Source organism: Bradyrhizobium sp., from assembly GCF_019242285.1.
Classification (GTDB): domain Bacteria; phylum Pseudomonadota; class Alphaproteobacteria; order Rhizobiales; family Xanthobacteraceae; genus Bradyrhizobium.
In genome coordinates this window covers 1-11723 of record NZ_JAFAVV010000737.1, presented here as the reverse complement: position 1 = coordinate 11723, position 11723 = coordinate 1, and the positions used below count along the sequence as shown (strand labels likewise).

The following is an 11723-nucleotide window of genomic DNA, read 5'->3' as shown; positions in this document are numbered from 1 at the left end:
AGGACCAGGACGCAGCCAACGTCAAGGGCCTGCCCGGCAACAAGAGCGGCCCGGCGGTGAAGAAGCCGCAGTAACATTCGGTCGGGGCAGGGTGGTCCAAGCGAAACGTGCCCACCGTCTTGGTGGGCACAGAGCCAGTGCGCCCTTGCCAACCCCTTACGCTTTTGCGCCTTCGGCAGCCGGAAACACCAGCCGGTCGTCGGTGCGGCAATAGCGATCGGCGAACATGCGACCGATCGGGTGGTAGCGCTCCATGTGCACGCGCATCGCCTCGCGGTCCCAGAGGTCGTCACGGATGTAAAAATTGATGCCTTCGCCCATGATGAGCTCGCGGTGGTCGACGGCGATCATCTTCCAGACCTTGCACTCCATCGCCCAGGGCGTGTCGGCGAGCCTGGGCACCGCGATCTTGGTCGAGGGCTCAAGCTTCAGCCCGAGATAGTCGGGCTCGCCGATCTCGGGCGGGAAGTCGCCGCTGGATTCGTGCATCGCGCGCGCCAGCGGCTCGTCGGTCAGGTTGACCACGAACTCGCCGGTGCGGCGGATGTTGATGAGCGTATCCTTCTCGCGGCCGTCGGGCGTGCGGTTGGCGGCGAACATGCAGATCGGCGGGTCCTCGCAGAACACGTTGAAGAAGCTGTAGGGCGCGGCATTGACGACCCCGGTGGGGCCGATGGTCGTCACCCAGGCGATCGGCCGCGGCAAGACGAATGACGCCAGCACCTTGTAACGCTCGCGAGGTGCAAGATCGTCCGGGGAGTATTCCATTTTGCTGCATTCCTGTTTGGCGGGGTCGTGCCGCTTGCTCGCGCGGCGGCGCGAAGCCTAATCGGGGGCGGGCCGGCAATAAAGGGGCAGTGGCGCGGGGCAGGTCGGCGGCGAAGGCGTTATGCCGCTGGGCGCTGCGGGAAAGCGAACGCACGTTCGATCGAGCCAACAACCTCAACCGCCATCGCCCAGCTCGACCGGGCGATCCAGCACGCCGCCTGTCGGCTCACGCACGACTGTCTCTGGAATGCTGAACGCCCGGTCAAGCCGGGCGATGACAGCGAATGCTGCTTGAGACGTCGAATGTGACGAGGCGGCCCCGCGTCGTCTCGCTCGTGCTCGCCGCTCAGAACGCCGTGTAGCCGCCGTCAATGACAAAACAGTCGGCGGTATGATAGGACGAGGCCTTGCTCATCAAGTACACGGCGATGCCGCCGAAATCACTGGGCTCGCCGAAGCGGCGTACGGGAATCCGCGGCATCACCGCATTGACGAACTTCTCGTCCGCCAGCACCCGCGCGGTCATGTCGCTCCGGATCCAGCCCGGGAGGATCGCATTGGCGGTGACGCCGTAGCGCGCGAGCTCGACCGCGAGCGCCCGGCACAGCGCGTTGATCGCGGCCTTGGTCGCCGCATAGTGCTCGTTGCGCGCGGTGCCGAACAGCGAGGCGAGGCTCGAGGTCGCGACCAGCCGGCCGAACGGATCGCCGCCTTGCGCGCGCTCGGTCATGTGGCGCGCCGCGGCCTGGAACGCGTGGAACACACCGTCGAGATTGGTCGCGAACATCTTGCGCCATTCATCCTCGCTGCGCTCGATGAACGGTTTGCGTCCGCCGCCGCCGATGCCGGCATTGGCAAAGCAGCCGTCGACGCGGCCGAAGGTATCGAGCACGGCCTTCATGACCTCGTTGACCGACTGGGGAGAGCTGACGTCGCAGACGCGAAGGTCGACCTTGCCGGGACCCTTGGCCATGGTTGCCGCGGCGGCGGCGTTCTTGCCGGCGTTGCGGCCCCAGATCGAGACGTTGCAGCCACTCAACGCAAGAGCCTGCGCGATGCCAAGCCCGATACCGCCATTGCCGCCGGTGACGACCGCGACGCGGCCGGAAAGATCGAAGAGGTCCATGTGTGCGTTTCCCATGTTGGTATGACGCGCATCAGCCACGCGTGGAGGGTTTGTTCCGCGATCGAGCATGGACAAGCGCGCCGCAAAAATCAAATATGACGTCCAGGGAAGACCCGGCGCGTCGCCGCAACGAGGCAGAGAGGAAACCATGCAATTCAAGCACTGCACGCTCGAGCTCGACGGGCCGGTCGCGGTCCTCAAGCTCGACCACCAGGAGGTCATGAACGCGGTCTCCATGGACATGCTGGGCGGGCTTACCGAGGCGCTCGACACCATCGAGGAGAAAGAGGCCGAGGTGCGCTGCCTGGTCCTGACCGGCGCCGGCCGCGCCTTCTGCACCGGCGCCAATCTGCAAGGCCGCAACCAGCAGAAGCCGGGCCGCAGCAATGCGGGCGCGGCGTTGGAGACCGGCTTCCATCCGTTCCTGCGGCAGCTACGCAACCTGCATTGCCCGATCGTGTCAGCGGTGAACGGGCCAGCCGCGGGTGCCGGCATGAGCTTCGCGCTGATGGGCGACATGATCCTCGCCGCGCGCTCGGCCTATTTTCTGCAGGCGTTCCGCCGCATCGGCCTGGTGCCGGATTGCGGCTCGACCTGGCTGATGCCGCGCCTGGTCGGCAAGGCGCGGGCGATCGAGTTGTCGCTGATGGGCGAGCGGCTGCCGGCGGAGAAGGCGCTGGAATGGGGCCTGATCAATCGCGTCCATGACGACGGCGCGCTGATGGAGGAGGCGATGAAGCTCGCGCGCGAGCTCGCCAGTGGGCCGACGGTCGCGCTGGCGCTGATCCGAAAACTCTATTGGGACAGCCCGGATAATTCCTTCGAGGACCAGCTCGATCTCGAATACCAGTCGCAGCGCATCGCCGGCTCGACGGAGGATTTCAAGGAGGGCGTCACCGCGTTCCTGGAGAAGCGGCCGGCGCAATTCAAGGGCAAATGATCGAGCAGGAACTCTCACGCTGCGTTGCCGCCTGGTGTCCGGGCGCGACCGGTGTCACGGGTGCGGCAAAACTGTCGGGCGGGGCAAGCCAGGAGACCTGGTCGTTCGACATCATGCACCCGGCCGGCCCGATCGGTGCCATCCTTCGCCGAGCGCCGCAGGGTTTTGGCGCGGCGCCCGGTCGTGCGGCAGGCCTGGAGGCCGAAGCCACGCTGATGCAGCTCGCCTACGACGCCGGCCTGCCGTCGCCGCGCGTGCTGCACGTGCTGAAGCCGGAGGAGGGGCTCGGACGCGGTTTCGTCATGGCGCGGGTCGAAGGCGAGACCATCGCGCGCAAGATTTTGCGCGACGAAGAGTTCGTCAAGGTGCGGCCGCTTCTGGCGCGGCAGCTCGGTAAGGTGGCGGCCGGCATTCACGGCCTGCCGCGGGCAAAGCTGCCGGCGCTGCGCGAGATGAATGCGGCGACCGAGATCGCCCAGCTCGAACACGAGTACCGCAGTTTCGACTGGCCGCGCCCGGTGTTCGAACTGGCGCTGCGCTGGCTTGCGGCGCACGATCCGGGGCCGCCGCCAGAAGTGACGTTGGTGCATGGCGATTTCCGCCACGGCAATCTCATTATTGGCGCCGATGGCGTGCGCGCCGTGCTCGATTGGGAGATCGCCCATCTCGGCGATCCCATGGAGGACCTCGGCTGGATCTGCGTCAATTCCTGGCGCTTTGGCGAGATCGACAAGCCGGTCGGCGGTTTTGGCGCGCGCGAGGAGCTGTTCGCAGGCTATGCCGAGGCGGGCCGGCGCGCCGACCCCGCACGCGTGAAATTCTTCGAGGTGATGGGGACGCTGCGCTGGGGCGTGATGTGCTGCGGCATGATGCAGCGCTTCCGGACCAGCCCCGATCATTCGATGGAGCGCGCCATGATCGGCCGCCGCGCTTCGGAGACGGAGATCGACCTGTTGCGGCTATTGGCCTCGCGAGGAGATTGAAATGCAGGACGAGCCGACACCGATCGAGCTGACCAAGGCGGTTGCCGATTTCCTGCGGAACGAGATCACGCCCGTCATCAAGGGCCACAGCGCCTTCAAGCTGCGCGTGGCGATCAACATCCTCGATCTCGTGACACGGCAGTTGACGCTGGCGGAGGGCAGTGACGACGCCGAGGCGGCGCGACTTGCCGGCCTGCTCGGTCGGTCCGGCTCGCTGTTCGAATTGAACCAGGAGCTTGCCGAGCGGATCGCTAACGGCGAGGTCGATCTGGCGACGCCTGGACTGGCCGTGCACCTCTGGCAGACCACGCTGGCCAAGCTCGCGGTCGATCAGCCGAACTACGCGTCGTACAAGCGGGAAGTGGGAAGAGATGGAGGTTAGCTTCGCTCTATCCATCGTCATTCCGGGGCTCGCGCAGCGAGAGCCCGCAATCCATGCTCACGGTGGTGGTCATGGATTCCGGGCTCGCCGCTGCGCGGCGCCCCGGAACGACAGCGGATATTTATCGTCCGACCCATTTCGGCGGACGTTTCTCGGAAAACGCCTTCGGCCCCTCGACATAATCCTGCGACGCCGCCATCGCCTTCACCGCGGGAAACTCGCGCTGCTCGCTCATCGCCTGTTCCAGCGGCATCTCCATGCCCATCCGGATCGCCTGCTTGGAGGCGCGGATCGACATCGGCGAGTTCTTGCAGATCGTCTCCGCCCAGCGCTCGGCGGCGGCGAGCAACTCGCCCTGCGGCACAACCTCGTTGACGAAACCGAGCTCGAGACCCTCCTTGGCGGAGACATGGCGCGCGGTCAGAATCATGCCCATTGCGCGCTTCAGCCCGATCTGCCGCGGCAATCGCTGCAGCCCGCCGGCGAGCGCGGCAAGGCCGACGCGCGGCTCGGGCAGCGCGAAGGTCGCATTGTCGGAGGCGATGATGAGGTCGCAGGCGAGCGCGACCTCGAAGCCGCCGCCCATCGCCACCCCGTTGACGGCGGCGATGATCGGTTTGTCGCAGTCGAAGCGGGTGGTGAGCCCGCCGAAGCCGCCCTTGTCCCAGCCGCGCTTGCCGCCCGCCGCCTGCCATTTCAGGTCGTTGCCGGCGCAGAACGCCTTGTCGCCGGCGCCGGTGACGATCGCGACCCATTGCTCGGGATCGGCGGCGAAATCGTCGAACACCTTGTTCAATTCGAAATGCGCGTCGATGTGCAGCGCATTGTACACTTCGGGCCGCGACAGCGTCACGATCGTGATCGGTCCCTTGCGGGTGACTTTGGAGAATTTCAGGTCCATGTTTGCTCCCGTGATTTTCTGCGGCGCGGAACTGGTCCGGCGCGGCCCGATCGCCTGCCAACGACGATAAACGACAAACAGGGGAGATGACGCCAGTGGATTTTGCATTGCCGGCTGATTTGGTCGCCTATCTAGACGAGCTGGATCGCTTCATCGCCAGCGAGATCAAGCCGCTGGAGCAGGCCGACGACAACATTCGATTTTTCGACCACCGCCGCGAATGGGCGCGCACCGATTTTGACAATGGCGGCCTGCCGCGGCCGGAATGGGAGGCGCTCTTACGGAAGGCGAAGAATCTCGCCGATGCCGCTGGCCATTTGCGCTTTGCTATCCCGAAACGCTACGGCGGCAGGGACGGCTCCAATCTCTGGATGGCGGTGATCCGCGAGCATTTCGCCTCCCAGGGGCTCGGCCTGCACAACGATCTGCAGAACGAGCATTCGATCGTCGGCAACCTGCCGCTGGTGACGATGCTCGACCGTTACGGCAGCGACGAGCAGAAAGCGATGATCGAGGGCTCGCTCACCGGGAAATACCGCATCACCTTCGGCCTCACCGAGCCCGAGCACGGCTCGGATGCGACCCACATGGAAACCAGGGCGGTCCCGGCGACGGCAGGCAACGTGAAGGGCTGGCGCATCAACGGCGAGAAGATGTGGACCACCGGCATGCATGTCGCCACCCATTGCGCGCTGTTCGCCCGCACCTCGGGCAATGATGGCGACGCGCGCGGCATCACCTGCTTCCTGGTGCCGGCAAGGAGCGCCGGCGTGAAGGTTGAGCAGTACATGTGGACCTTCAACATGCCGACCGACCATCCGCGCGTCAGCTTCACCGACGTATTCGTGCCGGAAGATGCGCTGTTCGGCGAGGTCGGCCGCGGGCTGTCGCTCGCGCAATGCTTCGTGCACGAGAACCGAATCCGGCAGGCGGCGAGCTCGCTCGGCGCCGCCGTCTACTGCATCAACGAGAGCGTGAAATATGCGCGGGAACGAAGACCATTCGGCAAGGCGCTGGCCGAAAACCAGGCGATCCAGTGGCCGCTGGTGGAGCTTGCGACCCAGGCTGAGATGCTGCGGCTCCTGATCCGCAAGACCGCCTGGGAGATGGACCAGCTCACCCAGGTGCAGGTCGAGCATACGCTCTCCGACAAGGTCTCGATGTGCAATTACTGGGCGAACCGGCTGTGCTGCGAGGCCGCCGACCGCGCCATGCAGGTGCATGGCGGCATGGGCTATTCGCGGCACAAGCCGTTCGAGCACATCTACCGTCACCACCGCCGCTACCGCATCACCGAGGGGAGCGAGGAAATCCAGAAGCGCAAGGTGGCGGGATTCCTGTTCGGCTATATGGGCGCGGACAAGCATTGAGGAGCGTTGGAATGGAGGGAGGATGCACCTGCGGCCATGTCCGCTATCGCCTGACCGGCAAGCCGTTGATCGTTCACGCCTGCCACTGTCGCTGGTGCCAGCGCGAGACCGGCACCGCGCATGCGCTGAACGCCCTCTATGAGGCGGATCGAGTCGCGCACGTCGCAGCCGAGCCGGAGGTCATCCTGACGCCGTCGGCCAGCGGCAAGGGACAGCGTATCGCCCGCTGCCCGGTCTGCAAGGTCGCGCTGTGGAGCAACTATCCGCAGGCCGGCCCTGCGGTCCGCTTCGTTCGTGTCGGCACCCTGGACGATCCGGACCAGTGCCCACCCGACATCCACATCTTCACTTCTTCCAGGCAGCCCTGGGTGACGCTGCCCCCGGGGGCCAAGGCGGTCGCCGAGTTCTATGATCTCAATCAAGTCTGGTCGGACGAAGCCAAGGAGCGCCGCCGGATCATGCGCGAGCGGGCGAGGCCGAGACCTTGATCGACGATCGACCGGCGCCAATCAATGCGGTGGATGACGAAGCTTGGGCGGCTGAGCCGGTGGGTCGGCAAAGGGGGCCGTGAACGCCATCGGTTGCAGATAGCCGTCCTCGGCTTCGGGATCGGCCGAGATTATCGGGCTTGCGAACCCGGAAGCGATGATGAACAGGGAGACGAAGGCGATGGCGATGGCCATTGATTCGATGACGACCGCATTGGTCGTGTCCGTACTGAGCGGGGTGACGCTGACTGCCGCCATGCCGGTGAAATGCAGCGACACGATCGCCAGCACGAAAATCGCGACGGCAGCATATTGGAAAGAGGAGCGGTCGACCCGCGTGGTCATGCAGAGGGCTGCGATCGAAAGCGCAACCGAGAACGCCAGCGAGAGCGCCACATAATTCATGTTCCATTCGACGATGCCACTGACATGGTAGGCGATCATCCCGACATAGTGCATGATCGTGATGGTGAGGCCGACCACGACGCCGGACAGGACCGTGGGCAAAGGCCGCGTGCTGCTCGCGGCGATGGCGAAACCGGCGATGAAGCCGAGAACGGCGATGCCGAGCGATCCGATGGTCAGGATCGCGTCGAACGAGACCGGTGCATGCGGATCATAGGCGAGCACGGCAACGAAATGGGTGCACCACACCGATGCGCCCGCCGCCGAGGAAGTCTGCAGCACCCAGCCCGTCCGGTGAACGCCCTCGCTTCGGCGCGAGCGCCCGAGCAGCCTCATGGTGACGAGGCTGCCCGCAATGCAGACGGCGGCGGCGAGCAGCACCAGCCACAGATTGTGTTCGGCGACGACGCAGGAGATCACACGCATGGCGATGGCCCCGATTTCAGGCGTTCGTCCCGGATATCCGGTTTTTGCGAAGATTGGGTTAGCGGCGCCGGCCGCGTCGGCCGGCTCGGCTTCGCAGAACCGGAATTGCACGGGAAGCGTGATGCCGTTCGGGCCTCTCCATCTCCGTAGATCTACAGAAACGGGAGGATCGAATCCCCCGAGAATTGCAGCGGCCCCCGAGGGCCTTAGTTCACCTGACGGTCTTTGCCCGCCCAGTAGGGCTCACGCAGATGCCGTCGCAGGATCTTGCCCGAGGGATTGCGGGGCAACGCCTCGATGAAATCGACTGTCTTGGGTGTCTTGAAGCCGGCGATCCGCTCGCGGGTGAAATTGATGATCTCGCTCTCGCTGGCGAGCTTGCCCGGCTTCATCACCACGATGGCCTTCACCGCCTCGCCCCATCTGTCGTCGGGGATGCCGATCACCGCGGCCTCCGCCACATCAGGGTGGTCGCAGAGCGCGCTCTCGACCTCGGCCGGATAGATGTTCTCGCCGCCCGAGATGATCATGTCCTTTATGCGGTCGTGGATGTAGATGTAGCCGTCGTTGTCCATGTAGCCGGCATCGCCTGTGTGCAGCCAGCCATCGGTGTCGAGCGTCTTGCGCGTCGCCTCCGGAAGGTTCCAGTAGCCCGTCATGTTGGAGCCGGAGCGGGTGACGATCTCGCCGACCTCGCCCGGCGGCAGGCGGTTGCCGTTGACGTCGACGATTGCAACCTCGACACCGGGCAGGGCTTTGCCGGCCGAGCGCATCCGCTCCAGCCCTTCGACATGGTCCTCCGGCGGTAGCGCGACGATGGTGCCGGTAGTCTCGGTCATGCCATAGAGCTGGACGAAGCCGCATTTGAAGACCTCGATGCACTCCTTCAGGAGGGCGGCCGGGATCGGCGAGGCGCCGTACAGCATGTATTTCAGCCGCGAAAAATCGACCTGCCGCGCGCGCGGCTGGCGCACCACGAACTGCATCGCTGCCGGCACCATGAACAGTTTCGTGATGCCCGATTGCTCGATGAAGTCCAGCACCCTGGTCGGATCGAACTCGCGTGCGATCACGCCCTTGGCGCCGTGATAGAGGCCGAGCACGCCCCAGCCCGAGCCGCCGATATGGAAGACCGGCATCGCGACCAGCGAGACGTCGTCGCTGGTCCATTTGTTCCAGTCGGGCCGCTCGGCGTTGCCGGAATTGGAGAGGTTGAGCAAGTTGGCGTGCGACAGCATCGCGCCCTTCGGCTTGCCGGTGGTGCCGGACGTATAGAGCTGGATCGCGATATCCCTCGGCGTGATCTCGATCCCGGGATCGTCGGCGCGTTGCGCGTCGCGCCAGGCGGCGAAGTCCTGCCATTCCGGAGCGCCGCCTTCGGCGGTGATGATCGTGCGTACGGTAGGGATCTGCGATTTTATGTTGCGCACCTGCGTGATCAGCTCGGGACCGACGAACAGCACGGGCGCCTTGCAGTCCTCGACGATGAAGGCGATCTCGGGACCGGCGAGCCGCCAGTTTACCGGCGCCATCACCACGCCCGCTTTCATGGCCCCGAGCAGCAGCTCGAAATAGCTGTCGCTGTTCTTGCCGAGATAGGCGATGCGTTCGCCATGCTCGAGGCCGAGGGCCTTCAGGCCATTGGCGACGCGGTTGGTGTTGACGTCGAGCCCGGCGAAGCTGGTCGCGCGTCCCTCGAATTCGAAGGCGATGGCGCCCCCGCGTTCCTTGCCCCGCGCGCGGACCATGTCGGCAATGGTGGCCGGCTCGAAAGATGCGGACATGCTTCCCCCCAATTGATTTGTGTTGTTGGGCGGAGTTTGGCGGCATCCGCCTGCAAAGACAATATCGGGCAGGGGATGCGGCGATTTATCCGCGTTGCGCGCGGTCCTTCTCGTTCTGCGCCATGATCGATTCCTTCGCCGTGGTCCAGTCCTGGTCGGTCCAGTCGCGGAGCTGATAGAAGTTGCCGCCCATCGCCAGCGCCTGGCCGCCATCCATCGCGATGGTCTCGCCGTTGATCCAGTCGCAGCCGCCGGAGATCAGGAACACCGCGAGGTTCTGCAGCTCCTCCATGGTGCCGACCCGGCCCATCGGATTCATCGCTTTGGTGCGTGCGCCGGCCTCGTCGCCGGGCTTGATGCGCTTGCTCATGCCTTCTGTCGGGATCTCGCCCGGTGCGATGGTGTTGAGGCGGATGCCATGTTTGCCCCATTCGGTCGCAAGCGACATGGTCATGGCGTGGATCGCCGACTTGCTCATCGCCGACGGCACCACATAGGGCGAGCCGTTGCGCACCCAGGTCACCGTGATCGATACCACGTTGCCCGGCAGCCTTGCCGCGATCCAGCGCCGTCCGACGGCGTGAGTCACGTAGAAGGTGCCGTGCATGACGATGTTGGCGACGGCGTCGAAGCCGCGCGGGCTCAGCTCCTCCGTGCGCGAGATGAAATTGCCGGCGGCGTTGTTGATGAGGTCGGTGAGCGGACCTTCGCGGAAGATGTTGTCGATCATCTCGTCGACCGCCTGCGCGTTGCGGATGTCGACGCCGTGGCTCGTCACGCGACCGCCGTACAGGTCCATCAGCTCGGTCGCGGTCTCGTCGCAGACGATCTTGCGGCGGCCGCAGATATGCACCTCCGCCCCGAGTGCGAGGAATCGTCCGGCCATCGATTTGCCAAGTCCGGTGCCGCCGCCGGTCACCAGGATGCGCCGTCCCGCGAGAAGTTGGTCCCTGAACATCGTTTCCCCTCAAAGCAATGTCTGTTAATTGGTCGATTGACTAAATCCTCATCAAGGCATTCTGTAAAGCCGCAACAAAGAATAAGAGCTCAGGGAGAGCGCTGATGGAACAACGCGTGTCGATATCGGTCACCGACGGCATTGCCGACGTCCGGCTGGCGCGCGCGGACAAGATGAACGCGCTCGATGCTGCGATGTTCGAGGCGCTGGTGGCCGCGACCGAGCGGCTTGGCCGCGAGACGGGCCTGCGCGCGGTAGTATTGTCGGGGGAGGGGCGGGCGTTTTGCGCCGGCCTCGACATGGGCCGATTCGCGGCCATGAAGGAGGGCGGCGGCCACGGCATTCCCGGTGCCGAGAAGCGCGACCTGACCGCGCGCACGCACGGGCAGGCGAACTTCGCCCAACAGGCGGTGTGGGGCTGGCGGCAGCTTCCGGTGCCAGTGATCGCGGCGGTCCATGGTGTGGCCTTCGGCGGCGGCTTCCAGCTCGCGCTGGGGGCGGACATCCGTTTCCTCGCGCCCGATGCGCGGATGTCGATCATGGAGGTCAAATGGGGCCTGGTGCCCGACATGGCCGGCACGCCCATCCTCGCCACGCTGGTACGCGACGACATCCTGCGCGAATTGACCTTCACGGGGCGGATTTTCTCCGCCCAGGAGGCTCAGAGTTACGGCCTCGCCACCCGGATCTGCGACGATCCACGCGCGGCGGCTTTCGAGGTCGCGCGCGAGATCGCCGGCAAGAGCCCGGATGCGATCCGCGCTGCCAAGCGCATGCTGAACGGATTGTCGGTCGATCCGGGGCCGGCGCTGCTCGCCGAATCCGTCGAGCAGCAGAAGCTGCTCGGCAGCGCCAACCAGCGCGAGGCGGTGACCGCCAACATCGAGAAGCGCGCCCCGCGCTTCGCGGATGCGGGGTAGTCCGACGCGATGCCAACGTCCTCCCTTTATCACGGCATCATCTCGGGCGAGCGCCGGCGCAGCCACGAGGAGGTCGCCGATCGAGCCGCGCGGATCGCGGGCGGCCTCCACCGCCTCGGCATCGGGCAGGGCGACAGCGTCTGTATTCTGATGCGCAACGACATCGCCTTTATCGAGACAGCTTATGCGGCGATGCGACTCGGCGCCTATGGCGTGCCGGTGAACTGGCACTTCAAGCCGGAGGAGATCAACTACATCCTGAAGGATTCCGG

At 65.4% G+C, this 11723-nt stretch carries 13 protein-coding genes; 7 read left to right on the top strand and 6 right to left on the bottom strand.

Translation table 11 applies throughout. The features are described from left to right. Positions 1 to 156: 156 nt before the first annotated feature. Positions 157 to 768: a flavin reductase family protein gene (locus tag JOY90_RS29890; RefSeq protein WP_291694695.1), complete on the bottom strand. Its 612-nt coding sequence runs from the start codon at positions 766 to 768 to the stop codon at positions 157 to 159. A 346-nt stretch (positions 769 to 1114) separates the two neighbouring features. Then, on the bottom strand, positions 1115 to 1894 hold the full coding sequence (locus tag JOY90_RS29885; RefSeq protein WP_291694694.1) for an SDR family NAD(P)-dependent oxidoreductase: 780 nt from the start codon (positions 1892 to 1894) through the stop codon (positions 1115 to 1117). A 148-nt stretch (positions 1895 to 2042) separates the two neighbouring features. Between JOY90_RS29885 and JOY90_RS29880 the strand changes: the two genes are divergently transcribed. The 3 genes from JOY90_RS29880 to JOY90_RS29870 are packed head-to-tail and all read left to right on the top strand — an operon-like array spanning position 2043 to position 4199. After that, a complete protein-coding gene (locus JOY90_RS29880) occupies positions 2043 to 2834 on the top strand; it encodes an enoyl-CoA hydratase/isomerase (protein ID WP_291694693.1) in 792 nt (263 codons plus the stop codon). Further along, complete coding sequence (locus JOY90_RS29875) at positions 2831 to 3817, top strand: phosphotransferase family protein (RefSeq protein ID WP_291694692.1); 987 nt, start codon at positions 2831 to 2833, stop codon at positions 3815 to 3817. The genes JOY90_RS29880 and JOY90_RS29875 overlap by 4 nt, the downstream gene beginning before the upstream one ends. Position 3818: 1 nt before the next feature. Next, positions 3819 to 4199 (top strand): DUF6285 domain-containing protein, encoded by a 381-nt coding sequence (locus JOY90_RS29870; protein ID WP_291694691.1) that lies wholly within the window; start codon positions 3819 to 3821, stop codon positions 4197 to 4199. Between the two features lie 121 nt (positions 4200 to 4320). Here JOY90_RS29870 and JOY90_RS29865 read toward each other — a convergent pair whose 3' ends face one another. Beyond that, complete coding sequence (locus JOY90_RS29865) at positions 4321 to 5100, bottom strand: enoyl-CoA hydratase-related protein (protein ID WP_291694690.1); 780 nt, start codon at positions 5098 to 5100, stop codon at positions 4321 to 4323. A gap of 95 nt (positions 5101 to 5195) precedes the next feature. Here JOY90_RS29865 and JOY90_RS29860 point away from each other — a divergent pair, with 95 nt between their 5' ends. Further along, entirely contained in the window at positions 5196 to 6470 is a 1275-nt protein-coding gene (locus tag JOY90_RS29860; RefSeq protein ID WP_291694689.1) for an acyl-CoA dehydrogenase family protein, read from the top strand. A gap of 11 nt (positions 6471 to 6481) precedes the next feature. Continuing rightward, positions 6482 to 6958 (top strand): GFA family protein, encoded by a 477-nt coding sequence (locus JOY90_RS29855; protein WP_291694688.1) that lies wholly within the window; start codon positions 6482 to 6484, stop codon positions 6956 to 6958. A 21-nt stretch (positions 6959 to 6979) separates the two neighbouring features. On the opposite strand, the gene JOY90_RS29850 is transcribed toward JOY90_RS29855, so the two are convergent. The 3 genes from JOY90_RS29850 to JOY90_RS29840 form a co-directional block, all read right to left on the bottom strand. Beyond that, complete coding sequence (locus JOY90_RS29850) at positions 6980 to 7789, bottom strand: MHYT domain-containing protein (RefSeq protein WP_291694687.1); 810 nt, start codon at positions 7787 to 7789, stop codon at positions 6980 to 6982. 206 nt (positions 7790 to 7995) lie between these two features. Then, positions 7996 to 9573, bottom strand: a complete 1578-nt coding sequence (locus JOY90_RS29845) for a fatty acid--CoA ligase (protein WP_291694686.1) — start codon at positions 9571 to 9573, stop codon at positions 7996 to 7998. An 85-nt stretch (positions 9574 to 9658) separates the two neighbouring features. Continuing rightward, complete coding sequence (locus JOY90_RS29840) at positions 9659 to 10531, bottom strand: SDR family oxidoreductase (protein WP_291694685.1); 873 nt, start codon at positions 10529 to 10531, stop codon at positions 9659 to 9661. Positions 10532 to 10635: 104 nt separating this feature from the next. Here JOY90_RS29840 and JOY90_RS29835 point away from each other — a divergent pair, with 104 nt between their 5' ends. Beyond that, on the top strand, positions 10636 to 11451 hold the full coding sequence (locus JOY90_RS29835) for a crotonase/enoyl-CoA hydratase family protein (RefSeq protein ID WP_291694684.1): 816 nt from the start codon (positions 10636 to 10638) through the stop codon (positions 11449 to 11451). A gap of 9 nt (positions 11452 to 11460) precedes the next feature. Further along, positions 11461 to 11723: AMP-binding protein (locus tag JOY90_RS29830; protein ID WP_291694683.1), on the top strand; the 263-nt coding region annotated here is incomplete at its 3' end.